Source organism: Streptomyces luteosporeus (genome assembly GCF_039532865.1).
In the GTDB taxonomy this organism is placed as follows: Bacteria; Actinomycetota; Actinomycetes; order Streptomycetales; family Streptomycetaceae; genus Streptomyces; species Streptomyces luteosporeus.
In genome coordinates this window covers 130,593-155,226 of the sequence record NZ_BAAASL010000002.1, presented here as the reverse complement: position 1 = coordinate 155,226, position 24,634 = coordinate 130,593, and the positions used below count along the sequence as shown (strand labels likewise).

At 71.0% G+C, this 24,634-nt stretch carries 20 protein-coding genes; 13 read left to right on the top strand and 7 right to left on the bottom strand.

Annotation, left to right across the window (positions count from 1 at the left end):
- Nucleotides 1-48 precede the first annotated feature (48 nt).
- Nucleotides 49-1,413 (top strand): MATE family efflux transporter, encoded by a 1,365-nt coding sequence (locus ABD361_RS02890; RefSeq protein ID WP_344433032.1) that lies wholly within the window; start codon nucleotides 49-51, stop codon nucleotides 1,411-1,413.
- Between the two features lie 259 nt (nucleotides 1,414-1,672).
- Here ABD361_RS02890 and rplI read toward each other — a convergent pair whose 3' ends face one another.
- The 4 genes from rplI to rpsF all read right to left on the bottom strand — a co-directional run bounded on the left by rplI (nucleotide 1,673) and on the right by rpsF (nucleotide 3,401).
- Nucleotides 1,673-2,119 carry a 50S ribosomal protein L9 gene (gene rplI / locus ABD361_RS02885; RefSeq protein WP_344433031.1) on the bottom strand — a complete coding sequence of 149 codons (447 nt, stop codon included), beginning with the start codon at nucleotides 2,117-2,119 and terminating at the stop codon, nucleotides 1,673-1,675.
- 18 nt (nucleotides 2,120-2,137) lie between these two features.
- Nucleotides 2,138-2,374, bottom strand: a complete 237-nt coding sequence (gene rpsR / locus ABD361_RS02880) for a 30S ribosomal protein S18 (protein WP_004950692.1) — start codon at nucleotides 2,372-2,374, stop codon at nucleotides 2,138-2,140.
- Nucleotides 2,375-2,448: 74 nt separating this feature from the next.
- On the bottom strand, nucleotides 2,449-3,027 hold the full coding sequence (locus ABD361_RS02875; RefSeq protein ID WP_344433030.1) for a single-stranded DNA-binding protein: 579 nt from the start codon (nucleotides 3,025-3,027) through the stop codon (nucleotides 2,449-2,451).
- Between the two features lie 83 nt (nucleotides 3,028-3,110).
- Nucleotides 3,111-3,401, bottom strand: a complete 291-nt coding sequence (gene rpsF, locus ABD361_RS02870; RefSeq protein ID WP_049719052.1) for a 30S ribosomal protein S6 — start codon at nucleotides 3,399-3,401, stop codon at nucleotides 3,111-3,113.
- 276 nt (nucleotides 3,402-3,677) lie between these two features.
- Here rpsF and ABD361_RS02865 point away from each other — a divergent pair, with 276 nt between their 5' ends.
- The 3 genes from ABD361_RS02865 (at nucleotide 3,678) to ABD361_RS02855 (ending at nucleotide 6,304) form a co-directional block, all read left to right on the top strand.
- A complete protein-coding gene (locus tag ABD361_RS02865) occupies nucleotides 3,678-4,007 on the top strand; it encodes a hypothetical protein (protein ID WP_344433029.1) in 330 nt (109 codons plus the stop codon).
- A gap of 101 nt (nucleotides 4,008-4,108) precedes the next feature.
- Nucleotides 4,109-5,227 (top strand): lipid II:glycine glycyltransferase FemX, encoded by a 1,119-nt coding sequence (locus tag ABD361_RS02860; protein WP_344433028.1) that lies wholly within the window; start codon nucleotides 4,109-4,111, stop codon nucleotides 5,225-5,227.
- A gap of 45 nt (nucleotides 5,228-5,272) precedes the next feature.
- Entirely contained in the window at nucleotides 5,273-6,304 is a 1,032-nt protein-coding gene (locus ABD361_RS02855) for an alanine racemase (RefSeq protein ID WP_344433027.1), read from the top strand.
- A 63-nt stretch (nucleotides 6,305-6,367) separates the two neighbouring features.
- Here the strand turns inward: ABD361_RS02855 and ABD361_RS02850 are convergent, their stop codons facing one another.
- Nucleotides 6,368-7,861, bottom strand: coding sequence for a glycosyltransferase family 87 protein (locus ABD361_RS02850; RefSeq protein ID WP_344433026.1), 1,494 nt, complete (start codon nucleotides 7,859-7,861; stop codon nucleotides 6,368-6,370).
- Nucleotides 7,862-7,991: 130 nt separating this feature from the next.
- The gene (locus ABD361_RS02845) at nucleotides 7,992-10,622 is read right to left on the bottom strand and encodes a transglycosylase domain-containing protein (protein ID WP_344433025.1); all 2,631 of its coding nucleotides are present in this window, start codon (nucleotides 10,620-10,622) and stop codon (nucleotides 7,992-7,994) included.
- A gap of 394 nt (nucleotides 10,623-11,016) precedes the next feature.
- Here ABD361_RS02845 and ABD361_RS02840 point away from each other — a divergent pair, with 394 nt between their 5' ends.
- From ABD361_RS02840 to ABD361_RS02825, 4 genes are all read left to right on the top strand, one after another.
- On the top strand, nucleotides 11,017-11,604 hold the full coding sequence (locus tag ABD361_RS02840; protein WP_344433024.1) for a PadR family transcriptional regulator: 588 nt from the start codon (nucleotides 11,017-11,019) through the stop codon (nucleotides 11,602-11,604).
- Nucleotides 11,605-11,654: 50 nt separating this feature from the next.
- On the top strand, nucleotides 11,655-12,737 hold the full coding sequence (locus ABD361_RS02835; RefSeq protein WP_344433023.1) for an inositol-3-phosphate synthase: 1,083 nt from the start codon (nucleotides 11,655-11,657) through the stop codon (nucleotides 12,735-12,737).
- Nucleotides 12,738-12,816: 79 nt separating this feature from the next.
- Nucleotides 12,817-14,085 carry an MFS transporter gene (locus tag ABD361_RS02830; RefSeq protein ID WP_344433022.1) on the top strand — a complete coding sequence of 423 codons (1,269 nt, stop codon included), beginning with the start codon at nucleotides 12,817-12,819 and terminating at the stop codon, nucleotides 14,083-14,085.
- A gap of 106 nt (nucleotides 14,086-14,191) precedes the next feature.
- Nucleotides 14,192-14,731: an LppU/SCO3897 family protein gene (locus tag ABD361_RS02825; protein WP_344433021.1), complete on the top strand. Its 540-nt coding sequence runs from the start codon at nucleotides 14,192-14,194 to the stop codon at nucleotides 14,729-14,731.
- A gap of 78 nt (nucleotides 14,732-14,809) precedes the next feature.
- Here the strand turns inward: ABD361_RS02825 and ABD361_RS02820 are convergent, their stop codons facing one another.
- Nucleotides 14,810-16,273, bottom strand: coding sequence for a CCA tRNA nucleotidyltransferase (locus ABD361_RS02820; RefSeq protein ID WP_344433020.1), 1,464 nt, complete (start codon nucleotides 16,271-16,273; stop codon nucleotides 14,810-14,812).
- 208 nt (nucleotides 16,274-16,481) lie between these two features.
- Here ABD361_RS02820 and ABD361_RS02815 point away from each other — a divergent pair, with 208 nt between their 5' ends.
- From ABD361_RS02815 to ABD361_RS02795, 5 genes are all read left to right on the top strand, one after another.
- Entirely contained in the window at nucleotides 16,482-18,857 is a 2,376-nt protein-coding gene (locus tag ABD361_RS02815; protein ID WP_344433019.1) for a DUF6049 family protein, read from the top strand.
- Nucleotides 18,858-18,903: 46 nt separating this feature from the next.
- Entirely contained in the window at nucleotides 18,904-21,099 is a 2,196-nt protein-coding gene (gene murJ / locus ABD361_RS02810) for a murein biosynthesis integral membrane protein MurJ (RefSeq protein WP_344433017.1), read from the top strand.
- A 109-nt stretch (nucleotides 21,100-21,208) separates the two neighbouring features.
- Nucleotides 21,209-22,882, top strand: coding sequence for a protein kinase family protein (locus ABD361_RS02805; protein WP_344433016.1), 1,674 nt, complete (start codon nucleotides 21,209-21,211; stop codon nucleotides 22,880-22,882).
- Between the two features lie 36 nt (nucleotides 22,883-22,918).
- Nucleotides 22,919-23,608: an RNA polymerase sigma factor SigM gene (gene sigM / locus ABD361_RS02800; protein ID WP_344433015.1), complete on the top strand. Its 690-nt coding sequence runs from the start codon at nucleotides 22,919-22,921 to the stop codon at nucleotides 23,606-23,608.
- Complete coding sequence (locus ABD361_RS02795; protein WP_344433014.1) at nucleotides 23,605-24,555, top strand: anti-sigma factor; 951 nt, start codon at nucleotides 23,605-23,607, stop codon at nucleotides 24,553-24,555. The genes sigM and ABD361_RS02795 overlap by 4 nt, the downstream gene beginning before the upstream one ends.
- Nucleotides 24,556-24,634 lie beyond the last annotated feature (79 nt).

Here is a 24,634-nt window from a genome sequence, read left to right as displayed (position 1 = left end):
GGCGTAGACTGGGAGGACTGATTACCTGTGGAAGATGGGAGCGCATCCGTGGCCCAGCCGCCCACAACCGCCCGGCAGGCCGACCGGAAGGCCGCTCGGCAGACCGCCCGACGGCACGACCGCGAGATCCTCGCCCTGGCCGTCCCCGCCTTCGGCGCACTCGTCGCCGAACCCCTCTTCCTCATGGCCGACAGCGCCATCGTCGGCCACCTCGGCACCCCCCAGCTCGCCGGCCTCGGCATCGCCGCCGCCCTGCTCACCACCGCCGTCAGCGTCTTCGTCTTCCTCGCCTACGCCACCACCGCCGCCGTCGCCCGCCGCCTCGGCGCCGGCGACCTGCGGGCCGCCATCCGCCAGGGCATGGACGGCATCTGGCTCGCCCTCCTCCTCGGCGCCGCCGTCACCCTCGGCGTCCTCGCCACCGCCCCACTGCTCGTCGAGGCCTTCGGCGCATCCCCGACCGCCGCGCCCCACGCCACCACCTACCTGCGGATCAGCGCGCTCGGCATACCCGCCATGCTCGCCGTCCTCGCCGCCACCGGCGTCCTGCGCGGGCTGCAGGACACCCGCACCCCGCTCTACGTCGCCCTCGGCGGCTTCGCCGCCAACGCCGCCCTCAACCTCGGCCTCGTGTACGGCGCCGGCCTCGGTATCGCCGGCTCCGCCTGGGGCACCGTCACCGCCCAGTGCGCCATGGCCGCCGCCTACCTCGCCGTCGTGATCCGCGGCGCCCGCCGGCACGGCGCCTCCCTGCGCCCGGACGCCGCAGGCATACGCGCCTGCGCCCGGGCCGGGGCGCCCCTGCTGGTGCGCACCCTGTCCCTGCGCGCCGTCCTGATGATCGCCACGGCCGTCGCGGCCCGGCTCGGCGACACCGACATCGCCGCCCACCAGGTCGTGCTGTCCCTGTGGAACCTGCTGGCCTTCGCCCTGGACGCCATCGCCATCGCCGGTCAGGCCATCATCGGACGCCACCTGGGCGCCGGGGACGCCGCCGGGGCCCGCGCGGCCTGCCGGCGGATGGTGCAGTGGGGCATCGGCTCCGGAGTGGTGCTGGGCGCCCTGGTGGTGCTGGCCCGGCCGCTGTTCATCCCGCTGTTCACCTCGGACCCCGCCGTACGGGACGCCATGCTGCCCGCCCTGCTGCTGGTGGCCCTCGGCCAGCCGGTCGCCGGGGTCGTCTTCGTCCTGGACGGCGTGCTGATGGGCGCCGGCGACGGAACGTACCTGGCCGGGGCCATGCTCCTCGTCCTGGCCGTCTTCGCACCCGTCGCCCTGCTCGTGCCCGCCCTCGGCGGCGGACTGACCGCCCTGTGGTGGGCGATGACGCTGATGATGACAGTCCGGATGGCCACCCTGTGGCTACGGGCCCGCTCGGGCCACTGGATCGTCACGGGAGCGGTGCGGCCGTAGGGCGGTCCGGCGGATCTTCGCCATGCAGCACCAGGGCGCCCCGTCAGGGGCGCGGGGAACTGCGCGACAAGCCACGACGCACCCGCAGACGGGGTGGCACATCGGCTGCAGGCCGCGGGTGGCCGATCGCGCAGTTCCCCGCGCCCCTGACGGGGCGCTGCACGATCCGCCGGCACGCCCTAAGCGGCGGAGGGCAAAACGGCGAAGGGCCGCACCCCGAATGGGGTGCGGCCCTCGCTCAGTCTGCCGAGCGCAGCGATTACGCGGCGACGACCTCGATGCCGAGCTTGGCAACGACGTCGGCGTGCAGGCGCACGGACACCTGGTGGGCGCCGAGCGTCTTGATGGGCGCACCCAGCTCGACACGACGCTTGTCCACGTCCGGACCACCGGCAGCCTTGATCGCGGAAGCGACGTCGGCCTGGGTCACGGAACCGAACAGACGGCCGGCCTCGCCGGCACGGACGGCAAGGCTGACCTTGACGCCCTCCAGCTTGCCCTTGACCTCGTTGGCCTGCTCGATCGTGGCGATCTCGCGGATCTTGCGACCACGACGGATCTGCGCGACGTCCTGCTCGCCACCCTTGGTCCAGCGGATCGCGAAACCGCGCGGGACCAGGTAGTTGCGGGCGTAGCCGTCCTTGACGTCCACGACGTCGCCGGCGGTGCCGAGGCCGGAGACCTCGTGGGTGAGGATGATCTTCATGTTTTGGTCACCCTTCCCTTATCGCGCGGACGAGGTGTAGGGCAGCAGCGCCATCTCACGGCTGTTCTTGACGGCCGTGGCGACGTCACGCTGGTGCTGCGTGCAGTTGCCGGTCACGCGACGGGCACGGATCTTGCCGCGGTCGGAAATGAACTTCCGCAGCATGTTCGTGTCCTTGTAGTCCACGTAAGCGGTCTTGTCCTTGCAGAAAGCGCAGACCTTCTTCTTCGGCTTGCGCGGGGGCGGCTTCGCCATTGTCTCTCTCCTGTGAATCAAGAAGTTTTGTGCTGACGCCCTCGGGCCGGAAGGGCCCGGGCCCCTGCCGGGACCTAGAAGGGCGGCTCGTCGGAGTAGCCGCCGGAGTTGCCGGAGCCGCCGCCCCAGCCGCCTCCGCCGCCGCCCGGCTGGCCGCCGGACGGAGCGCCGGTGGCCCAGGGGTCGTCGGCGGGAGCCCCGCCGCCCTGCTGGCCGCCGGGGCCGGAGCCCCAGCCGCCGCCCTGGCCGCCACCCTGGCCGCCGCCGAAGCCACCCTGGCCACCGCGACCCGTGGTCTTGGTGACCTTCGCCGTGGCGTTCTTCAGGCTGGGGCCGACCTCGTCGACCTCGAGCTCGAAGACCGTGCGCTTGACGCCCTCGCGGTCCTCGTAGGACCGCTGCTTCAGACGGCCCTGCACGACGACGCGCATGCCGCGCTGAAGCGACTCGGCGACGTTCTCCGCCGCCTGACGCCACACCGAGCACGTGAGGAAGAGGCTCTCGCCGTCCTTCCACTCGTTGGTCTGGCGGTCGAAGGTGCGGGGGGTGGACGCGATACGGAACTTCGCGACCGCCGCACCGGACGGGGTGAAGCGCAGCTCGGGGTCGTCGACGAGATTGCCGACGACCGTGATGACGGTCTCGCCTGCCATGGATGAACCTCTCGGCGGGTGTGCTGCTGGCTGCTTGCTACTCGTTGGAGATGCAGCCCGATGACTCCTCTAAGCCGTCAGGCTCAGTGGGTCTCGGGACGGAGGACCTTGGTCCGGAGGACCGACTCGTTCAGGTTCATCTGGCGGTCGAGCTCCTTGACGACCTCAGGCGTGGCCTGCAGGTCGATGACCGAGTAGATGCCCTCGGGCTTCTTCTTGATCTCGTAAGCGAGACGACGACGGCCCCAGGTGTCGACCTTCTCGACCTTTCCGTTGCCCTCACGGACGACGGAGAGGAAGTTCTCGATCAGCGGGGAGACAGCGCGCTCCTCGAGATCGGGGTCGAGGATGACCATCACCTCGTAGTGACGCATGTGGAACCCACCTCCTTTGGACTCAGCGGCCACGGTCGATCCGTGGCAGGAGGGTCGTGATGCGTGAACAACGGTATCGGCGGACACTGACAATCAGCGGAGAGTCCCTGGGTTGCCCCCGGGACCGAAGCTGGGTCCGGGCAGACACCGGTGCAGACCGTACAGAGTACCCCCACCGTGGCGTGCGGTTGAAATCCGGCAGTCCGGGCCCTCAGTCTGGACGGAACGGGTGTGACCGGCGCCATACGGCGCCCCCTGCCTTCTGGAGGTGCCCCCATGACACAGGCAGCACGACAGCCCCGCCGCCCCGGGTCCCTGCTCGGCGGTCTGCTCAACAGCGACGGAAAGCCCCACCCGGTCGAGAACACCTTCGTCGCCGTGACGGTCGTGCTCGGCCTGGTGGCCTTCGTCTCCTCGGCCTTCGACAACCTGCACCTGCTCAGCTCCTGGAGCGGACTCCTCGGCATCCTCAGCGGGGCCTGGGGACAGTTCATCTCGGCCACCACCGGCGAGCGCTTCCTGCTGATCATCGGCCTCGGGGCGGCCGCCATCGGCTTCTTCCTGGGCATGGCGCACGGCGGGCTCTTCGGGGGTGTGATCGGATAGCGGGGCGTACGCCCAAACGGGGCGCTCCCCGGTCGCAGTAGGCTTCGGCGCGAGAGCCGGAGCCCCGACCATGGGGACACACCTGCCGAGGAGCGCCCCGCATGAGCCTGACCCTGAGGACAATCAGCCGAGAGCAGCATCTGGCATTCATCCAGAGCCTGCCCGCGGCCAGTCACATGCAGGTGCCGGGGTGGGCGGACGTCAAGGCCGAGTGGCGCTCGGAGAACCTCGGCTGGTTCGACAAGACCGGCCAGCTCGTCGGCGTGGGCCTGGTGCTCTACCGCCAGCTGCCCAAGGTCAAGCGCTACCTGGCCTACCTGCCCGAGGGCCCGGTGATCAACTGGTACGCCCCCAACCTCGCCGACTGGCTGGAGCCGATGCTGGCGCACCTGAAGCGGCAGGGCGCCTTCTCGGTGAAGATGGGCCCGCCCGTCGTCATCCGGCGCTGGGACGCCGGCGCCATCAAGAACGGCATCTCCGACCCGGACGCCAAGCGCCTGCGCGACGTCCAGCCGACCTTCATCGAGCCGCGCGCCTTCGAGGTCGCCGACCAGCTGCGCCGCATGGGCTGGCAGCAGGGCGAGGACGGCGGCGCGGGCTTCGGTGACGTCCAGCCCCGCTACGTCTTCCAGGTGCCGCTGGAGGGCCGCTCGCTGGAGGACGTCCACAAGGGCTTCAACCAGCTGTGGCGGCGCAACATCAAGAAGGCCGAGAAGGCCGGCGTCGAGGTCGTCCAGGGCGGCTACGAGGACCTGCCGACCTGGCAGCACCTGTACGAGATCACCGCGGAGCGCGACAAGTTCCGCCCGCGGCCGCTGAGCTACTTCCAGCGCATGTGGACGGCCCTCAACAACGAGGACCCCAACCGCATGCGGCTGTACTTCGCCGTCCACGAGGGCGAGGCCGTCGCCGCGGCGACGATGCTGATCGTCGGCGGGCACGTGTGGTACTCCTACGGCGCCTCCGCCAACCACAAGCGCGAGGTCCGTCCGTCGAACGCCATGCAGTGGCGGATGCTGCGCGACGCCTACGCGCTGGGCGCGAGCGTCTACGACCTGCGCGGCATCGGCGACTCCCTCGACGAGAACGACCACCTCTTCGGCCTGATCCAGTTCAAGGTCGGCACCGGCGGCCAGGCGGCCGAGTACCTCGGCGAGTGGGACTTCCCGCTGAACAAGCTGCTCCACAAGGCGCTCGACATGTACATGTCTCGTCGCTGATCCAACGGCTCCAACGACACTCAGGGAAAGGTTCCGGGACCGGCCATGGCGCTCACGCTCTACGTCGACACCGCGCGCTGGCGGGCACACCAGCAGTCCGTCATCCAGCAGTTCCCCGGGATCATCCCGGTCTGCAAGGGCAACGGCTACGGCTTCGGCCACGAGCGGCTGGCCGAGGAGGTCACCCGCATGGGGGCCGACACCCTCGCCGTCGGCACCACCTACGAAGCGGCCCGCATCAAGGACTGGTTCAGCGGTGACCTGCTGGTGCTGACCCCCTTCCGGCTCGGCGAGGAGCCGGTGCCGCTGCCCGACCGGGCCATCCGCTCGGTCTCCTCGGTCGAGGGCGTGCGCGGGCTGGTCGGCGCGCGCGTCGTCATCGAGGTCATGAGCAGCATGAAGCGGCACGGCATCAGCGAGGAGGACCTGCCCAAGCTGCACGCGGCCATCGAGGACGTGCGCCTGGAGGGCTTCGCCATACACCTGCCGCTCGACCACGCCGACGGCAGCAGCGGGGTCGACGAGGTCGCCGCGTGGATGGAGCGGCTGCGCGCCGCCCACCTGCCGCTGCACACGATGTTCGTCAGCCACCTCAAGGCCGAGGAGCTCGCCCAGCTGCAGCAGCAGTTCCCGCACACCCGCTTCCGGGCCCGCATCGGCACCCGGCTGTGGCTGGGCGACCACGACGCGACCCACTACCGGGGCGCGGTGCTGGACGTCACGCCGGTGGCCAAGGGCGACCGCTTCGGCTACCGCCAGCAGAAGGCCACCGGCGACGGCTACCTCGTGGTGGTGGCCGGCGGCACGTCGCACGGCGTCGGCCTGGAGGCGCCCAAGGCGCTCCACGGCATGATGCCGCGCGCCAAGGGCGTGGCCCGGGCGGGCCTGGCCACCATGAACCGCAACCTGTCGCCCTTCGTCTGGGCCGGCAAGCAGCGCTGGTTCGCCGAGCCCCCGCACATGCAGGTCTCGATCCTGTTCGTGCCCTCCGACGCCCCCGCCCCGCAGGTCGGCGACGAGCTGGTGGCCCACCTGCGGCACACCACCACGCAGTTCGACCGCGTGGTCGACCACTGATCCGGTCGTTCCCGCTGATCCCACTGTTCCCACCCCCGTGATCCGGGGCCGGGGGCCGTCACCTCACGGGTTGCGGCTCCCGGTGCCCCACTCGACGCGTGCGACCGAGGCGGGTTCCGTGCGCCGCTCGCGGCGCACGGAACCCGGGACCCATATGTCCGGGGCCCCGTCCAGCACGCCTCCGGAGGGGTCGTCGGAGCCGTCGCGGCGCACCACGTCCCGCTCGGGGAACCAGATGTCGCGCACGACCAGCGCGCAGAGGTAGAGCGTGCCCAGCAGGTGGGCGACGATGGCCAGTTGGTAGCCCTCGGGGGGCAGGCCCTGGTGCTTGTCCCCGCTGCCGGTGTAGGCCAGGTAGAACCAGATGCCCAGGTAGTACAGGACCTCGCAGGCCTGCCAGATCAGGAAGTCCCGCCACTTGGGCCGGGCCAGCGCGGCGAGCGGCACCATCCACAGCACGTACTGCGGCGAGTAGACCTTGTTGACCAGGATGAACAGGGCCACCACCAGGAAGGCCAGCTGGGCGAAGCGCGGGCGCCGGGGCGCGCACAGGGCGAGGACACCGATGCCCAGGCAGCCCAGGACCATCAGCGCGGACGCGTAGGTGTTGGCGTCCTCCAGGGGGTTCCCGGTGCGCTGGGAGAGGAAGAGCCACACCGAGCCGAAGTCGATCGGCCGCTCCTGGCTGAAGGTGTAGAACTTCGCCCAGCCCGGCCGGATGTGGAAGCCGCTCGCGTCGTGCGTGAGCATCACCGGCAGGTTCACCACGAGCCAGGACGCGGCGGCCGCGGCCGCCGCCGAGGCGAACGCCCGCAGCCGCCCGGCCCGCAGGCACAGCACGAACAGCGGCCCCAGCAGCAGCGCCGGGTACAGCTTGGCCGCGGCCGCCAGGCCGATCAGCACGCCCGCCGCCACCGTCCGGCCGCGCGACCAGGCCGCCATCGCCCCGGCCGTCAGGGCGACCGCGAACAGGTCCCAGTTGATCGTGGCCGTCAGCGCGAAGGCCGGTGCCAGGGCGAAGAGCAGGGCGTCCCAGGGCCGGCGGCGGTGGGTGCGCGCCACGCACACGGCGATGGCGGCCGTACAGGCCATCAGCATCCCGGCGTTGACGAACCAGTACATCTGCTCGCGGTGCTGCAGCGTGCCGCCGCCGGGTGTCAGCAGCGCCGCCACCTCCATGAACAGGCCCGTGAGCACCGGGTACTCCAGGTAGTCCATGCCCCCGGAGACGGTCTGCGGAATGTGGTCGAAGTAGGGAATGAGCCCCTGGTCGAAGCCGCGCCCGTAGTAGAGGTGGGGGATGTCGGAGTAGCAGGCGTGGGTGTACTGCGTGGTGGCGCCGAAGAACCAGCCGTAGTTGTAGCAGGGCAGCTTCTGCACCATGCCCAGCGCGAACAGGCCGATCGCCACGAGGGCGATCACCCGCACCGGCGACCACCATCCGGCGCCGAGCAGGGCCCGCCGCCCCATCGGCCCCCCGATGAGTTCGCTGCCGGCGGCGGCCACCTCGTCCTCGACGGTGGGCCGTACTGGCTGATCGTCCCGCGCGCTCCTCATGCGCCCATCCTGCCGTACGGGCCAGCAGCGGTGCGGAGCCTGTGGACAACCGCACGGGCCGCCCCGCGAAAGTGCGGAGCGGCCCGTGAAACGACCTGCTCAGGCGCATCGCGCCCTATTCGTATGACAATCAGCCGCCGGGGCCGCCGAAGAGGCCGCCACCGCCCTGCTGACCGCGGCGGCTCGGGGTGGGCGACGGGGTGTCGCCCGTGTCACCGCCGATGTCGCCCGTGCTGCCGCCGGGGCCGCCGGTGGTGCCGCCGTTGCCCTTGCCGCCGCCGTTCGGCTTGCACTTGGGCTCGAACAGGCCGCCGCAGGACGCGCTCGGCGAGGGCGAGGCCGACGGCGACTTGGAGGGCGAGGGGGACGCCGACGGGGACGGCGAGACCGCCGAGGGCACCGGGCTGGGGGCCGGGCTCGCCCCGTCGCCGTAGACCTTCTGGCCGATCGGCTGCGGCGGGTCGAACTGCATCACGGGCTGGCCCTTGAGCGCCTGGCCCATGTAGTCGGCCCAGATCTCGGCGGGGAACGACGCACCGTGGATCGTGGGCTGGCCGCCCACGCCGCGCATCGAGAGGAACTCCTGCTTCTTGGCGTTCGGGTCCACGCGGTACATGCCGATCGCCGTCGACAGCTGCGGGGTGTAGCCGGCGAACCAGGCCGAGCGGTTGCCGTCCGTCGTACCGGTCTTGCCCGCCACCGGGCGGTCGCCGAGCTTCGCCTTGGTGCCGGTGCCCGACTCCACGACCGTCTTCAGCACGTCGGTGACGTTGTTGGCGACGTTGGCGTCGAAGGCCTGGGCGCTCTTGAGCTCGTGCGCGTAGACCGGCTTGCCGTCCTTCTCCACCTTCTCCACCGAGTAGGGGTCGACCTGCTTGCCGGAGGCCGCGAAGGTCGCGTACGCGCCGGCGAGGCGGATGGCGCTGGGGGCGGAGGTGCCCAGCGAGAAGGTGGGCGTGATCGAGGCCAGCTGGTCCTTGTCCAGGCCCGCCTTGAGCGCCGCCTCCTTCACCAGGTCCGTGCCGACGTCCATGCCGAGCTGGATGTAGGGGGTGTTCACCGAGAACTGCATGGCGGTGCGCAGCGTGATGAGGCCCCTGTCCTCGTCACCGTCGTTCGGCTGGTGCCATTCCTTGCCGTCCTGGTCGTGCCAGACGGTGCCGTTGTACGTCCGCAGGGTCAGCTTGTTGTTGCCGTTGTAGATGCTCTCCGGCGAGACGACGGTGCGCTGGCTGTCGCTCTGGTTGGGGCCGAGGCCGGGGTTGCGCTTGCCGTGGGTCATCGCGGCGGCCAGCACGAACGGCTTGAAGGTCGAGCCGACCTGGACGCCGGTGTAGTCGGCGTTGTTGGTGTAGTGCTCCAGCGCGTTCTCACCGCCGTAGATGGCGACGATCTTGCCGGTCTTGGGCTCCACCGACGCGCCGCCGAACTGCACGAACTGGTCGACGTCGCGCACCTTCGGCTTGATGTTGGCCTTGCGGACCTCCTCGACGGACTGCGCCAGCGCGTTGATCTTGTCGCGGTCGAACGTCGTGTAGATCTGGTAGCCGCCCTTGTCCAGCTCGGCCTTGCTGATCTTGGAGTGGGCGACGATGTAGTTGTCGGCGAGATCGGTGAGGTAGCCGATCTGGCCCGCCCGGTTGGTCGCCGGCTTGGGCTTCTGCGGCTGCGGGAAGCCCTTGGCCACCCACTTGTCGTGCTCGGCCTTGTCCATGCGGCCGACCTGGACCTCGCGGTCCAGCGTCCACTTCCAGCGGTCCGTGGCGCGCTTGGTGTTCTTCTCCGGCGTCGCCGCCGGCCCCTGGCCGCCGTACGGGTCGTAGAGGTTCGGACCGTTCAGCGTCGCCGCGAGGAACGCGCTCTCGCTGGGCGTGAGGTCCGCGCAGTCCTTGTCGAAGTACGCCCGGGCCGCCGCCTGGATGCCGTACGCGCCGCGGCCGTAGTAGGCGGTGTTGAGGTAGCCGGCGAGGATGAACGGCTTGTCCTTGGTGGCACCGACCTTCACCGAGATCAGCAGCTCGGTGGCCTTGCGCTTGAGCGTCTGCTCCTGACTCAGGTAGGTGTTCTTCACGAACTGCTGGGTGATGGTGGAGCCGGACTGCGTCTCACCGCCCTGCGCCATCTTCACGACGGCGCGCAGGATACCCATGGGGTCGACGCCCCAGTCCTTCTCGAAGCTGGCGTTCTCGGCGGAGATCACCGCGTTCTGCATGGACGTGGGGATCTGGCTGATCGGCACGATCTGCCGGTTGAGGCTGCCGCCGCCGGCGACCACCATCTGCTTGCCGTCGGACCAGTAGTAGACGTTCTTCTGGACCTTCGACGCCTTCTGCGCGTCGGGCACCTGCACCACCGCCAGGGCGACGCCCACGATGCCCACGATCAGGCCGGCGAAGGTGACGATCATGCCGGTGACCAGCTTCCAGGACGGGATCCAGCGCCGTACGCCCGTCTTCCCCGCGCGCGGGTAGTCGATGAAGCGCTTCGCCGCGGGCCGGCCGTCCCTCCTGCCGCCGCGGCCCCCGCCGGCCGCTCCGGCCGCCGGCGGGCGTCTGCGCCCGCCGGGGGCGCTCGATCGCCGGTCGCTGCGGCGGGCGTCGGCCCGGCCGACGGGCCGGGCCCCGTCACGGCCGTGACCCGGCGCGCCCGGATTGCTGTGTGGTGCGGCGCGACGGCCGGACGCCGGCTGCGGGGCCGCGCGACGGGCCGCGGCTCGTCCGCCGCCCTGAGGCTGCGGCGGCTTGCGGCGGTGCTCGCTCATCGAACGATTACTCCTCGGGCAGGCACTGTGCGCCTGACAGCTGCAGGTGGCTTGCGTTCCCCCCGGTGTGCGAGCCGGCTGTCCCCCCGAGCTACGGTCCGCACTGCTGCATACGGGTCGAGGACGCGTGTCGGCGTCACCCGGTTCCCGCTGGTCTGCATGCCGCACAGACTACGCACGGCCAAATCACGCCCTCTGCGGATGTTCACTCCAAATCAGGCCCGTTGTGTCCCACGAATCAGTGATGTGACCTCGTTCACCGTGCCCGCTCTTGTCCGCTCGGGGTGCCGGCCCTATCGTCTGGATGTATCGAGTCGATACATCAGCTCGGCATAAGGGACCAATAAGGATCGGATCATCAAGGACTAGGCTGTGGGGGACAAGGAGGCGAAATATGAGCAGACGCTCCGGCATCCTCGAGTTCGCCGTCCTCGGCCTGCTCCGCGAGTCCCCGATGCACGGCTACGAGCTGCGGAAACGCTTGAACACCTCGCTCGGGGTGTTCCGCGCGTTCAGCTACGGCTCCCTCTACCCCTGCCTGAAGTCCCTCGTGGCGAACGGCTGGCTGGTCGAGGAGCCCGGGAGCGCTCCGGAAGCCGCCTCCACGGCGGCCCTGGCCGGACGGCGGGCCAAGATCGTCTACCGGCTGACGGCCGCGGGCAAGGACCACTTCGAGGAGCTCCTGACCCACACCGGCCCGGACGCCTGGGAGGACGAGCACTTCGCCGCCCGGTTCGCGTTCTTCGGACAGACCTCGCGGGACGTACGGATGCGGGTGCTGGAAGGCCGCCGCAGCCGGCTGGAGGAGCGCCTGGAGAAGATGCGCGCCTCCTTGGCCCGCACCCGGGAACGGCTGGACGACTACACCCTCGAACTCCAACGGCACGGCATGGAGTCCGTGGAGCGCGAAGTCCGCTGGCTGAACGAGCTGATCGAGAGCGAGCGGGCCGGGCGTGACACACGCAACGGCCCGGACAAGTGAGTCCTGCACCCCGCAGGGCTTCGTCGAGTACAAACAGGGAGCAACCGCCAATGGGTTCGGTTCGCGTAGCGATCGTGGGTGTGGGCAACTGCGCCGCCTCGCTGGTGCAGGGCGTCGAGTACTACAAGGACGCCGACCCGAACGGCCGCGTGCCGGGTCTGATGCACGTGCAGTTCGGCGACTACCACGTCGGTGACGTGGAGTTCGTGGCCGCGTTCGACGTCGACGCGAAGAAGGTCGGCCTCGACCTCGCCGACGCCATCGGCGCGAGCGAGAACAACACCATCAAGATCTGCGACGTGCCCGCCACCGGCGTGACCGTCCAGCGCGGCCACACCCTCGACGGCCTCGGCAAGTACTACCGCGAGACCATCGAGGAGTCCGCCGAGGCCCCGGTCGACGTCGTCCAGGTCCTCAAGGACAAGCAGGTCGACGTTCTGGTCTGCTACCTGCCGGTCGGCTCCGAGGACGCCGCCAAGTTCTACGCGCAGTGCGCCATCGACGCCAAGGTCGCCTTCGTCAACGCCCTCCCGGTCTTCATCGCCGGCACCAAGGAGTGGGCGGACAAGTTCACCGAGGCCGGCGTGCCGATCGTCGGTGACGACATCAAGTCGCAGGTCGGCGCCACCATCACGCACCGCGTGATGGCCAAGCTCTTCGAGGACCGCGGCGTCGTCCTCGACCGCACCATGCAGCTGAACGTCGGCGGCAACATGGACTTCAAGAACATGCTCGAGCGCGAGCGCCTGGAGTCCAAGAAGATCTCCAAGACGCAGGCCGTCACCTCCCAGATCCCCGACCGCGACCTGGGCGAGAAGAACGTCCACATCGGTCCCTCGGACTACGTGGCCTGGCTCGACGACCGCAAGTGGGCCTACGTCCGCCTCGAGGGCCGTGCCTTCGGCGACGTCCCGCTGAACCTGGAGTACAAGCTCGAGGTCTGGGACTCCCCGAACTCCGCCGGCGTCATCATCGACGCCCTGCGCGCCGCGAAGATCGCGAAGGACCGGGGCATCGGCGGCCCGATCCTCTCCGCCTCCTCGTACTTCATGAAGTCCCCGCCGGTGCAGTACTTCGACGACGAGGCCCGCGAGAACGTCGAGAAGTTCATCAAGGGCGAGGTCGAGCGCTAAGAAGCGCCCCACCGCCGTTCGCACAGGGGTCCCCGGGTCATCCGCCCGGGGACCCCTGTGGTGTGTGAGGCTGTGGGCCATGCCTGTCGTGCGGGATCTCCGCGTTCTGCTCCGGCTGCGCCCCGTCCGCCGCCTGCTGACGGTCCGGCTGCTCTCCCAGGCCGCCGACGGCGTCTACCAGGTCGCCCTCGCCGCGTACGTCGTCTTCTCCCCCGAGAAGCAGGCGTCGGCCGCGGCCATCGCCTCCGCCATGGCCGTCCTGCTCCTGCCCTACTCCCTGCTGGGCCCCTTCGCCGGAGTGCTCCTCGACCGCTGGCGCCGCCGCCAGGTGCTGCTCCACGGCAACCTGCTGCGCGGCGCGCTGGCCGCGGTGACCGCGCTGCTCATCGTCGCCCGCGTCCCCGACGGCCTCTTCTACGCCTCCGCGCTCTCGGTCACCGCCGTGAACCGCTTCGTCCTCGCCGGGCTCTCGGCGTCGCTCCCCCGCGTCGTCGACTCCCCCGAGGGCCTGGTCATCGCCAACTCCCTCTTCCCCACCGCGGGCACCCTCGCCGCCACGGCCGGCGGCGGCCTGGCCTTCGCCGCACGGCTCGGCGCGCCCGGGGGCGGCGTCTCGGACGCCGGCGTGGTGCTCCTGGGCGGCGTCCTCTATCTGATCGCCGGGCTGAGCGCCCTGCGGCTGCCGGCCGACCTGCTCGGCCCGGACGTCCCGGCACCGGACACCCGGCTGCGGACGGCGGTGGTGGTCACCGCCCGTGGGCTCGCCGAGGGGCTGCGCCACCTCGCACAACGCCCCGTCGCGGCGCGGGCGCTGGCGGCCATGACCCTCATGCGCTTCTGCTACGGGGCGCTGACGGTCACGGTGCTGGTGCTCTGCCGGCACGCCTGGGCCGGTGACGGCTCGGCCGGGCTGGCCCTGCTCGGCTACGCCGTCGCCGCGTCGGGGGCGGGGTTCTTCACCGCCGCCCTCGTCACGCCCTGGGCGGTCGAACGGCTGGGGCGCCGCGGCTGGATGCTCGCCTGCGCCGGGGCGTCGGCGCTCCTGGAACCCGCGCTCGGCCTGCCCTTCGCGCCCGTTCCCATGCTGGTCGCGGCGTTCGCCCTGGGCATCGCCACGCAGGGAGCCAAAATCACGACCGACACCGTGGTGCAGGCGTCCATCGACGACGCCTTCCGGGGGCGGATCTTCTCCGTGTACGACGTCCTGTTCAACGTCGCCTTCGTCGGCGCGGCAGCCGTGGCCGCCGTCATGCTGCCGCCTGACGGCCGCTCACCCGCCTTGATTCTGGTGACGGCTTTTCTCTATGCCCTGATTACCGCCGCGTTGTGGGCATTTGGCCGCCGATAAGTGTCACATCAAGGCCACAGGACCGCTCGAAATCTCTGGAATGTCATGGACACGGGGTACCTTCGCTGCACCGCCTGTCTGCTTTTCGACATTCCAGAGGACATCTGTGACCACTCCGCCGCCCAACCAGCAGCACCCGTACGCCCCCCAGGGCGGCACCCCCTACGGCCAGCAGCCGCCGGCCCCGTACGGCCAGCAGCCGGGGCCGTACCCGCAGCAGCCCGGTCCGTACGCGCAGCAGCCCGGCCCCTACGGCCAGCAGCCCCCCGCTCCGTACGGCCAGCCCGGCGCCTTCCCCGGGAACCCGGTGCAGCCGCCCAAGCGCTCGAAGCTGAAGTTCATCCGCAAGGTCATCGTGCCGATCATTGCGATCATCGTGGCCGCCTGCGGCTGGTTCTTCAGCAAGAGCGACGACACCCAGAAGCTCGCGGTCGGTGACTGCCTGCGGAACTCCGGCACCGAGAACAAGCCGGAGATCCACAAGGTGGACTGCACCGACGCCAAGGCCACCCACAAGGTGCTGAAGAAGGTCAGCGGCACCTACTCCGACTCGGTGTGCAACGGCGTCGAGGGCACCGTCGCCGCCCTGACCTGGGAAGAGCGCCGGAACAACTTCGTGCTCTGCCTGGCGGACAACAAGAAGTAGGGGAAAAGCAGCGGGGGCGGTGTTTCACGTGAAACACCGCCCCCGCTGACGTTTCACGTGAAACATCAGCCCTGAACGTCAGCCCTGGTCCTGGGCCGCCCACCACTCCTTGAGGGCGGCGACCGCCGCCTCGTGGCCCATCGGCCCGTGCTCCAGGCGCAGCTCCAGCATGTGCTGGTACGCCTTGCCGACCGCCGGACCGGGCTTGATGCCGAGGATCGTCATGATCTCGTTGCCGTCCAGGTCCGGGCGGATCGCATCCAGCTCCTCCTGCTCCTGCAGGCGGGCGATGCGCTCCTCCAGGCCGTCGTAGGCCCGGGAGAGGGCATTGGCCTTGCGCTTGTTGCGGGTCGTGCAGTCCGAGCGCGTCAGCTTGTGCAGCCGGTCCAGCAGCGGGCCGGCGTCGCGCACGTACCGGCGCACAGCCGAGTCGGTCCACTCACCGGTGCCGTAGCCGTGGAAGCGCAGGTGCAGCTCGACCAGCTTGGAGACGTCCTTGACCATCTCGTTGGAGTACTTCAGCTTGGTCAGCCGCGCCTTAGTCATCTTCGCGCCCACCACCTCGTGGTGGTGGAAGGAGACCCGGCCGTCCTTCTCAAAGCGGCGCGTCCTGGGCTTGCCGATGTCGTGCAGCAGCGCCGCGAGACGCAGCACCAGGTCGGGGCCCTCGGTCTCCAGGTCGATGGCCTGCTCCAGGACGGTGAGCGTGTGCTCGTAGACGTCCTTGTGGCGGTGGTGCTCGTCGCGCTCCAGCCGCAGGGCCGGCAGCTCGGGCAGGACCCGCTTGGCCAGGCCGGTGTCGACGAGCAGGGCGAGCCCCTTGCGGGGGTGGTCGGAGAGGATCAGCTTGTTCAGCTCGTCCCGGATGCGCTCGGCGGAGACGATCTCCAGCCGCTCGGCCATCCCGGTCATGGCGGTCACGACCTCGGGGGCGACCTCGAAGTCGAGCTGGGCCGCGAACCGCGCGGCCCGCATCATGCGCAGCGGGTCGTCCGAGAAGGACTCCTCCGGCGTCCCCGGGGTGCGCAGCACCCGGGCGGCCAGGTCCTGCAGACCGTTGTGCGGGTCGACGAACTCCTTCTCCGGCAGCCTCACGGCCATCGCGTTGACGGTGAAGTCGCGACGGACGAGGTCCTCCTCGATGGAGTCGCCGTAGGAGACCTCCGGCTTGCGGGAGGTCCGGTCGTACGCCTCCGACCTGTATGTGGTGACCTCGATGTCGAAGTCCGACTTGCGGCATCCCACGGTCCCGAAGGCGATGCCGACCTCCCAGACGGCGTCCGCCCACGGCCGCACGATCTTCAGCACGTCCTCCGGACGGGCGTCGGTGGTGAAGTCGAGATCGTTGCCGAGCCTGCCGAGCAGCGCGTCGCGCACGGATCCGCCGACCAGGGCGAGCGTGAAGCCGGCGTCCTGGAAGCGGCGGGCGAGGTCGTCGGCCACGGGGGAGACCCGCAGGAGCTCGCTCACGGCACGGCGCTGCGCCTGGCTGAGCTCGTTGGTCGACGGCAGGGTGGGGCTGTCATGGTTGGCGTTCGGCACAACAGAAGAGGGTACGTGTCCGCGCGCGCCGCGGCCTCCTCGTTATGGGGCGGTTTCCGGCAGCTCCGGCAAAGCAGGCGCAGCCCGGACAACGGACCCGGTGGCGATCTTGTGATGCGGTCCGCGGCACTTCGCCACAGCGGGCCTCGTTACCATTCGTGGACGCACCATCCGACGACCACTGACACGACGAGGGACGGGCGAGCGCGTGGCCGAGGCGGCAGAGGTCCAGGAGGCCTTGTACGGGACACGGCCCGCTCCTGCCTTCCGGCGGTCACGCTGGGCCGTCCTGGTGCTCACCGGCCTGCTGGTGGCCTTGGGGCTGGGGCAGCTGCCCGCCGCCCCCGCGGCCCGGGCGGCGGAGACCGGCGGCACGTCCGCGGTCGACGTCTCCGTGGACTCCCTGGCCCCCGTCGCACCCAAGCAGGACGACACGCTCGTCGTCTCGGGCCACGTCACCAACAACAGCCGCTCGACGATCACCGGCGCCCACGTGGGGCTGCGGGTGGGTCCCCAGGTCACCACGCGCAGTGACATCGACGCCATCGGCGACCAGGCCCCCTTCTCCTCCTCCGACGGCTCCGAGGTCGGCGGCAACCACACCCAGAAGATCGACAGCCTGCCGCCGGGCACGAGCCGCGACTTCACCCTGAACGTCCCCGCCAAGGACCTCGACCTCGGCAAGGACGGCGTCTACCAGCTGGGCGTCACGCTCTCCGGGCAGTCCGGCGGGCAGCCCTACGAGCGCGTGCTGGGCATCCAGCGCACGCTCCTGCCCTGGCAGCCCTCCGGCACCGACGGCAAGAAGACCCGGCTGACCTTCATGTGGCCGCTGATCTCCGCGACCCACCTGACGGCCCGCACCGAGTCCGACCAGCAGCAGACGCCGGTCTTCCCCAACGACGACCTCGCCGCCGAGCTCGCGCCCGGCGGGCGCCTGCAGCAGCTGGTGGCGCTCGGCAAGAACCTGCCGGTCACCTGGGTGATCGACCCGGACCTGCTGGCCACCGTCGAGGCCATGACGAAGAGCTACCACGTCAGCGGCCGCAACGGGCAGGAGAACACCCCCGGCCACGGCCAGGCGGTGGCCAAGCAGTGGCTCAACCAGCTGCAGCAGGCCGTCGCCGACCACCAGGTGGTGGCCCTGCCCTTCGGCGACCCGGACATCGCCTCCCTGGCCCACCGGGGCAAGGACGTCTCCGGCGCCCTCAGCCACCTGCAGTCCGCCACCGAGCTGGCCTCGACCACCGTCGACACGATCCTCGGCGTGAAGCCGCGCACGGACTTCGCCTGGCCCGTCGACGGCGCCGTCGACTCCTCCATCGTGGACGTGGCCACCTCGGCCGGCGCCCACAACGTCATCGCCCGCAGCGACAGCCTCCGCGAGCCCGTTCCCTACGCCCCCACGGCGGCCCGGCAGATCGGCGGCGGCAACACCGCGATCGTGGCCGACGCCCGGCTCTCCACCGCCTTCCAGGGCGACATGATCCGGGCCGAGGACGCCTCCCTCGCCGTGCAGCGCTTCCTGGCCCAGAGCCTCGTGGTCACCAAGCAGGCCCCGGACAACGAGCGCAGCATCGTCGTCGCCCCGCAGCGCATGCCCACGGCGAGCCAGGCCCAGGCGATGGCGACCGCGCTGGGCGGGCTGGCGGACGGCCGCTGGAGCCAGGCCGCCGATCTGGGCGCCGCGGCCGCCTTCCAGCCCGACCCGGCGGCCGGCCGGCACGTGCCCGGCCCGGGGTCCTACCCGGACGCACTGCGGGCCCAGGAACTGCCCACCGAGGCGTTCGAGGCGATCCAGCGCACGCAGAACACCCTGGACAGCTTCAAGGTCATCCTCACCGCCCAGGACCGCGTGGTCACCCCCTTCGGCAGCGCGATCATGCGGGAGATTTCCACGTCCTGGCGCGGCGACCCGCAGGGTGCGGCCGCCTTCCGGGACGCCGTGCAGTCCTACCTCGACCAGCTCACCCGCCAGGTGCAGCTGATCAAGAAGTCCGACGCCACGCTCTCCGGCCGCAGCGCGACCATCCCCGTGACCGTGCACAACGGCCTGCTGCAGGGGGTCCGCGGGCTCAAGCTCGTCCTCACCTCCAGCCAGCCCAACCGCCTCAAGATCGACGCCTCCCAGCCCGTCGAGGTCGGCGGCGGACGGCAGCAGACGGTGAAGTTCGAGACCCGGGCCAATGCCAACGGCCCGGTGCAGGTGACGGCCCGGCTCTACGCCGAAGACGGGCAGCCGTACGGCGAACCGATCCGCTTCACTGTGCATGTCACCTCCATCACCCCTATGGTTCTGCTGGTCATCGCCGGTGGGGTGCTCCTCCTCGTCCTCGCGGGCCTGCGGATCTACCTCCAGCGACGCAAGCGGGCGGCCGCCCGTGGCACCGCCGGTGACGGTCCCGGCCAGGACGGCGGACCGGACGCGGGCGGCGAAGGGCCCGGTGGCGACCGGCCCGGCGACGGCGAGAGCGGCGAGGGCAAAGCCGGCGACGGCGAGCCCGAGCAGCCGGGTGATCCGGCAGCCGAAACCGGGGCGCGGAACGGTGAGCCGTCCGGCCCGGGTGAGAAAGTGGAACGTTGAGCGTGCGGTGGGGCCAGCCCGCCGCCGACGATGAGGTGGGGTAGCGATGAGCGCGCCGTACGACGGTGACCGCGGTCAGGGCACCGGCGGTGGGCAGCGGGGCCCGTACCCGCCGATCCCGCCTGCCCACATTCCGCCCGGCCAGACGCCTCCCCCCGTGATGGACCAGGGCACGACGGGTGCGATGGGCACGACGGGCGCGATGGACCAGGGGCAGCAGGGCGGCCCGTACGCGCGGGACCCGTACCTGCGGGACACCTACGCCTCGGACCCCTACCCCCGCCAGCAGACGTGGCCGCCGGCCCAGGCCCAGTACGCCGCTCCGCAGGCCCAGCAGCAGCCGCAGCCGTACGGTGACGCCGACGAGACCCAGATCATGGGCGTGGGCGGCTTCGACGAGCAGCCCGCCGAGGGCCGGCCCCGCGACGCCTTCGCCCACCTCTACCGCGACCAGCAGCAGCCGTACGAGCCCCAGCCGCCGGTGGGCCGCCAGGTGCCCCCGCCGGGCGCCTACGTGCCCCCGCCCGTCGCACCGCAGCCGGCCGAGCCGGCCACCGAACCGGAACCGGAGCAGGTGGCCGAGGCACCGGCCGCCGGCAAGGGCGGCAAGGCCGCGGGCCTGCTGAAGTCCAGCGCGATCATGGCCGCCGGCACGATGGTCTCCCGCCTCCTGGGCTTCGGCCGCAACCTGGTGATGGCCGCGGCCATCGGCGTCAGCACGCTCAACGACGACTACCAGGTCGCCAACGTCCTGCCGACGATGATCTACATCCTCGTCGCCGGTGGCGCACTGAACTCGGTGTTCATCCCGCAGCTGGTGCGCGCCATGAAGAACGACGAGGACGGCGGCGAGGCCTACGCCAACCGCCTCCTCACCCTCGTGGTCGTGCTGCTGGCCGGCGTCACCACCATCTGTGTGCTGGGAGCTCCGCTCTTCATCCGGATGATGTCGCCGACGATCGCCGACGACCCGGCACGGATGGACGTGGCGGTCGCCTTCGCCCGCTACTGCGTGCCGACCCTCTTCTTCATGGGCGTGCACGTCGTCCTCGGCCAGATCCTCAACGCCCGGGGCCGGTTCGGCGCGATGATGTGGACCCCGGTCCTGAACAACATCATCATCATCGCCACCTTCGGCGCCTTCATCTGGGCCTTCGGTCCCTTCACCACCACTGACGTCAGCGCCGCGACCATCACGCCGGAAGGTGTCCGCCTGATCGGCATCGGCACGCTGCTGGGACTCGCGGTCCAGGCCCTGGCGATGTTCCCCTACCTGCGGGACGCCGGCTTCCGGATCCGGCCGCGCTTCGACTGGCGCGGCCAGGGCCTCGGCAAGGCCGCGGGCCTGGCCAAGTGGACCCTCTTCTTCGTCCTCGCCAACCAGCTCGGCATGGTCGTTGTCACCCAGCTGGCCACCAAGGCCGGAGCCCTGGCCGACAAGGCCGGCCACAAGGGCACGGGCATCACGGCCTACAACTTCGCCCTCCAGCTGTGGCAGATGCCGCAGGCCATCATCACCGTCTCGGTCATGACCGCCGTCCTGCCCCGGATCTCCCGCGCCGCCCACGACGGGGACGCGATCGCCGTCCGCGACGACCTCTCCCACGGTCTGCGCACCTCGGCCGTCGCGATCGTGCCCTGCGCCTTCGCCTTCCTGGCGCTCGGCGTCCCGATGACGACCCTGATGTTCGGCGGCTCGGGCGTCTCGGCCGCCACCAACATCGGCTACATCCTGATGGCCTTCGGCCTCGGCCTGATCCCGTTCTCCGCGCAGTACGTCATCCTCCGCGGCTTCTACGCCTACGAGGACACGCGTACGCCGTTCTACAACACGGTGATCGTCGCCGCGGTCAACGGCGCCGCCTCCTTCGTGAGCTACCTCGTCCTGCCCGCGCGCTGGGCCGTCGCCGGCATGGCCGCCTCGTACGGCCTCGCCTACGCCGTCGGTGTGGGCGTCGCCTGGCGCAGGCTGGCAGCGCGTCTCGGCACCGACCTGGACGGCGCGCGCGTCGTGCGCACCTACGCCCGCCTCACCGGCGCCTGCATCCCGGCCTCGCTCGCCGGCGGAGCGGCGGCCTACGGAATCGGTCAGGTCCTGGGCAACGGCGTCCTCGGCTCGCTCGCGTCCCTGGTCGGCGGCGGACTGCTCCTGATCGTCGTCTTCTTCTTCGCCGCGAAGCGGATGCGCGTGGAGGAGTTGAACGCCATGGTCGGTATGGTGCGCGGACGCCTCGGTCGCTGACCGGAGCACAACCATCGCCCGCCGCCGCGTGTCGTGCATAGCGCCGGACTGTGGGCACAATTGTCTTGGCTGTGGACAGCGTGCAACGGATGGGGAGGCAGGAACGACGGTGGCGGAACGGAGCACGGCTGCCGTCGACGTGGCTGGCAACAGCGGCGACCAGCCGCTGACCGCCCAGGCGGGCCCGGCCACGGCCGACGGGGCGAAGGCCCAGAAGAAGGCCAGCACCCACCAGGACCACTCGCGCGCGGAGAGCAAAAGCCCCGCGCGCGACGCACAGCAGCCCGAGCTGCACAGCGGTCACAAGCTCGCCAGAAGGTACCGCCTGGAGGAGTGCGTCACCCGTCTGGAGGGATTCAGCAGCTGGCGTGCCGTCGACGAGAAGCTGCGCCGCGCCGTCGGGGTCCACCTCCTGCCCGCCGACCACCCCCGGGCCCGGCCCGTCCTCGCCGCCGCCCGCTCCGCCGCCCTGCTGGGCGATCCCCGCTTCGTCCAGGTCCTCGACGCCGTCGAGGAGAACGACCTCGTCTACGTGGTCCACGAGTGGCTCCCCGACGCCACCGAGCTGACCCCCGTCCTCGCCTCCGGCCCGCTCGAACCGCACGAGGCGTACCAGCTCGTCAGCCAGGTGTCCCAGGCCATGGCCGCCGCCCACCGCGAGGGGCTCGCCCACCTGCGCCTCAACCCCGGGTCCGTGCTGCGTACGGCGACCGGGCAGTACCGCATCCGCGGCCTCGCCGTCATGGCCGCCCTGCGGGGCATCACCTCCGAACACCCGCAGCGCACCGACACCGAGGCCATCGGCGCCCTGCTGTACGCGGCGCTGACCCAGCGCTGGCCCTACGAGGGCAACGCCCACGGGCTGCCCGGCCTGCCCAAGGGCGTCGGCCTCATCGCCCCCGACCAGGTCCGTGCCGGCGTCCACCGCGGGCTGTCGGAGCTCGCCATGCGGGCCCTGGTCAACGACGGCGCCACCGCCTCCCGGCAGGAGCCGCCGTGCACCACGCCGGAGGAGCTGGCCAAGGCGGTCGCCGCGATGCCGCGCATCCGGCCGCCGGAGCCCGACTTCACGACTCCGCCCCCCTACCCGCGCCCCCACGCCGGGGCGCGCGGCGCCGCAGCGGCCCCGCCGGTGCCGGTGCCCCCGCCCCCGCTGGAGGGCCGCACCGGGCGGGCCCTGAAGTGGACGGTCTCCGCCCTGCTCATCGCCGCCCTCGGACTGGGCAGCTGGCAGCTGGCGGACACCCTGCTCAAGGACGGCGAGGACGACACCCCGCGCTCGCAGTCGTCGGGTGACGACACCCCGCAGAAGACGCCGCGGCCCATCCAGATCCACGGGGCCAAGGAGTACGCCCCGGACGGGCTGCCCCAGCAGAGCGACCGCGTGCGGCAGACGTATGACAACGACCCGAACACATACTGGCAAACCAGGGCGTTCAACGAGGGTCCCAAGATCCTGATCAAGCCCGGTGTCGGCATCGTCTACGACCTCGGCGAAAAGCAGGAGCTGAGCGAGGCGACGATCGGCCTCAAGTACGGGGGAGACCACACCAAGCTCTCGCTGTATGCCGTCGACTCGCTGAACCCGTCCACTCAGCCGAACGCCATGAAACCGGTGGCCACGGAACAGACGTCGGACAAGACGCTGAAGTTTTCACTCAAGGAGCCGGTCGAAACCCGCTACGTCCTGCTGTGGCTCACGGACGTGCCCTCGGCCCCGGCCGAGGGATACAGCCAGGCCGGCTACAAGCAGGGCATCACCGAAGTGCGATTCACCGGCTGACCGTCAGGTCGCGTCGGTCAGGGGGAGGGCTCGACGGTGGACGAGGTCGCTCGTGACGACGCAAGCGATGCCGAGCTCCTGGCCCTGCACGTCGGCGGGGATCCCGACGCCTTCGCCGAGATCGTGCGCCGGCACCGCGACCGGCTCTGGGCCATCGCGCTGCGCACCCTCGGGGACAGGGAAGAGGCCGCCGACGCCGTGCAGGACGCCCTGGTCTCCGCCTACCGGGCCGCCCACACCTTCCGGGGCCAGTCCGCGGTGACCACCTGGCTCCACCGCATCACGGTCAACGCCTGCCTGGACCGCGCCCGCAAGGCCGCCTCCCGGCGCACCGCGCCGCTCGCCGAGACCGAGCGCCTGGAGCAGCTCCTCGAACCGCACGAGTCGGCCGCCGCGCCGGCCGAGCGCGGCGATCTGCATCGTGAGCTGATCCGGGCCCTGGCCAAGCTGCCACCGGACCAGCGCGCTGCCCTGGTCCTCGTCGACATGCAGGGGTATCCCGTGGCGGAGGCGGCCGCCGTCCTGGGGGTGCCACCCGGCACCGTGAAGAGCAGATGCGCCCGGGGCCGGGCCCGGCTGCTGCCGATGCTCACCCATCTGCGCCACGACGGCATGGGTAGCGCCTCCGCCGGGAGGGAAAGGAACCGGTCGCAGGGCGCATCCGTCCCACCACCGGCGGGGCAGAACGACTCGGATCCAGTGAAGGGCGGAGGTGGGCGAGCGTGACCAGGACCGGCACGGATGGGCACCCGGAGGTCGCGGAGATCTCCGCGCTCACCGAGGGCATCCTCTCCCCGTCCCGTACGGCGGACGTCCGGGAGCACCTGGCCGACTGCGCCGTCTGCGAGGACGTCCACAGCTCCCTGACGGAGATCAAGGACCTGCTGGGCACGCTGCCCGGCCCGGCCCGGATGCCTGTGGACGTCGCCGAGCGGATCGACGCGGCGCTGGCCGCCGAGGCCCTGCTCGATGCCACCGTCCCCGGGGCCGACTCCGTTGTTTCACGTGAAACGGCGGAGGACGAGGAGGAAGGACAGCGCTCCCCCGTCCGCGTTTCACAGGAGCAGGTTTCACGTGAAACGGCCGAACGCCCCTCCCGGCCGCGCCCCCGTGCCGTGACCGGACCCGGCCGCCAGGCACCCGCTGCCTCCGGCCCCGGCAAGCGAAGCCCCCGGCGCTGGTCCCGGGCCCTGCTGGGAGCGGCCTGTGCCGCGGCCGTGATCGGCGTGGGCACCTTCTTCCTCCAGTCCGGGCAGGACACCGACCAGCACGCCGACGCACCGGCACCCGGCAGCAGCCAGGCCACCCTCTCCCCCCTCGCCGCGGACGACCTCTCCACCAGGGTGGCGAGCCTGCTCCACCAGTCCTTCAAGGCTCCGGACGGCCAGAGTGCCGGCGCCCAGGGGATCAGTCCCAAGACCTCCACCGACGGCACACCGACGACATCGGCGACCGTGGAACCCCCGTGCGTCCGCCAGGGCATCGGCCGCTCCGAGCCGGCGCTCGCAACGCACCGCGAGACGTACGACGGGCAGGACGCGTACCTGGTGGTGCTGCCGCACCCGGGTGACACGCAGCTCGTCGACGCCTACGTGGTGGCCTCCTCGTGCGAGACCGCGTCCGCCCCCACTCCCGGGAAAGTGCTGAGGCAGCTGACCCTGCCGCGCCGCTGAGGGTGGCGTGCCGCGCTGTCGTCCGCGCCGGGAATGCTCGCCCCGTAGGATCCGTTGGGTGGGGTGAGACCCAGCAAAG

Bases quoted from the DNA above. Each gene is read 5' to 3' on its own strand.
- rplI (WP_344433031.1), bottom strand. From the start codon at position 2,119: ATGAAGATCATCCTCACCCACGAGGTCTCCGGCCTCGGCACCGCCGGC.
- rpsR (WP_004950692.1), bottom strand. From the start codon at position 2,374: ATGGCGAAGCCGCCCCCGCGCAAGCCGAAGAAGAAGGTCTGCGCTTTC.
- ABD361_RS02875 (WP_344433030.1), bottom strand. From the start codon at position 3,027: ATGGCAGGCGAGACCGTCATCACGGTCGTCGGCAATCTCGTCGACGAC.
- rpsF (WP_049719052.1), bottom strand. From the start codon at position 3,401: ATGCGTCACTACGAGGTGATGGTCATCCTCGACCCCGATCTCGAGGAG.
- ABD361_RS02865 (WP_344433029.1), top strand. From the start codon at position 3,678: ATGACACAGGCAGCACGACAGCCCCGCCGCCCCGGGTCCCTGCTCGGC.
- ABD361_RS02860 (WP_344433028.1), top strand. From the start codon at position 4,109: ATGAGCCTGACCCTGAGGACAATCAGCCGAGAGCAGCATCTGGCATTC.
- ABD361_RS02855 (WP_344433027.1), top strand. From the start codon at position 5,273: ATGGCGCTCACGCTCTACGTCGACACCGCGCGCTGGCGGGCACACCAG.
- ABD361_RS02850 (WP_344433026.1), bottom strand. From the start codon at position 7,861: ATGAGGAGCGCGCGGGACGATCAGCCAGTACGGCCCACCGTCGAGGAC.
- ABD361_RS02845 (WP_344433025.1), bottom strand. From the start codon at position 10,622: ATGAGCGAGCACCGCCGCAAGCCGCCGCAGCCTCAGGGCGGCGGACGA.
- ABD361_RS02840 (WP_344433024.1), top strand. From the start codon at position 11,017: ATGAGCAGACGCTCCGGCATCCTCGAGTTCGCCGTCCTCGGCCTGCTC.
- ABD361_RS02835 (WP_344433023.1), top strand. From the start codon at position 11,655: ATGGGTTCGGTTCGCGTAGCGATCGTGGGTGTGGGCAACTGCGCCGCC.
- ABD361_RS02830 (WP_344433022.1), top strand. From the start codon at position 12,817: ATGCCTGTCGTGCGGGATCTCCGCGTTCTGCTCCGGCTGCGCCCCGTC.
- murJ (WP_344433017.1), top strand. From the start codon at position 18,904: ATGAGCGCGCCGTACGACGGTGACCGCGGTCAGGGCACCGGCGGTGGG.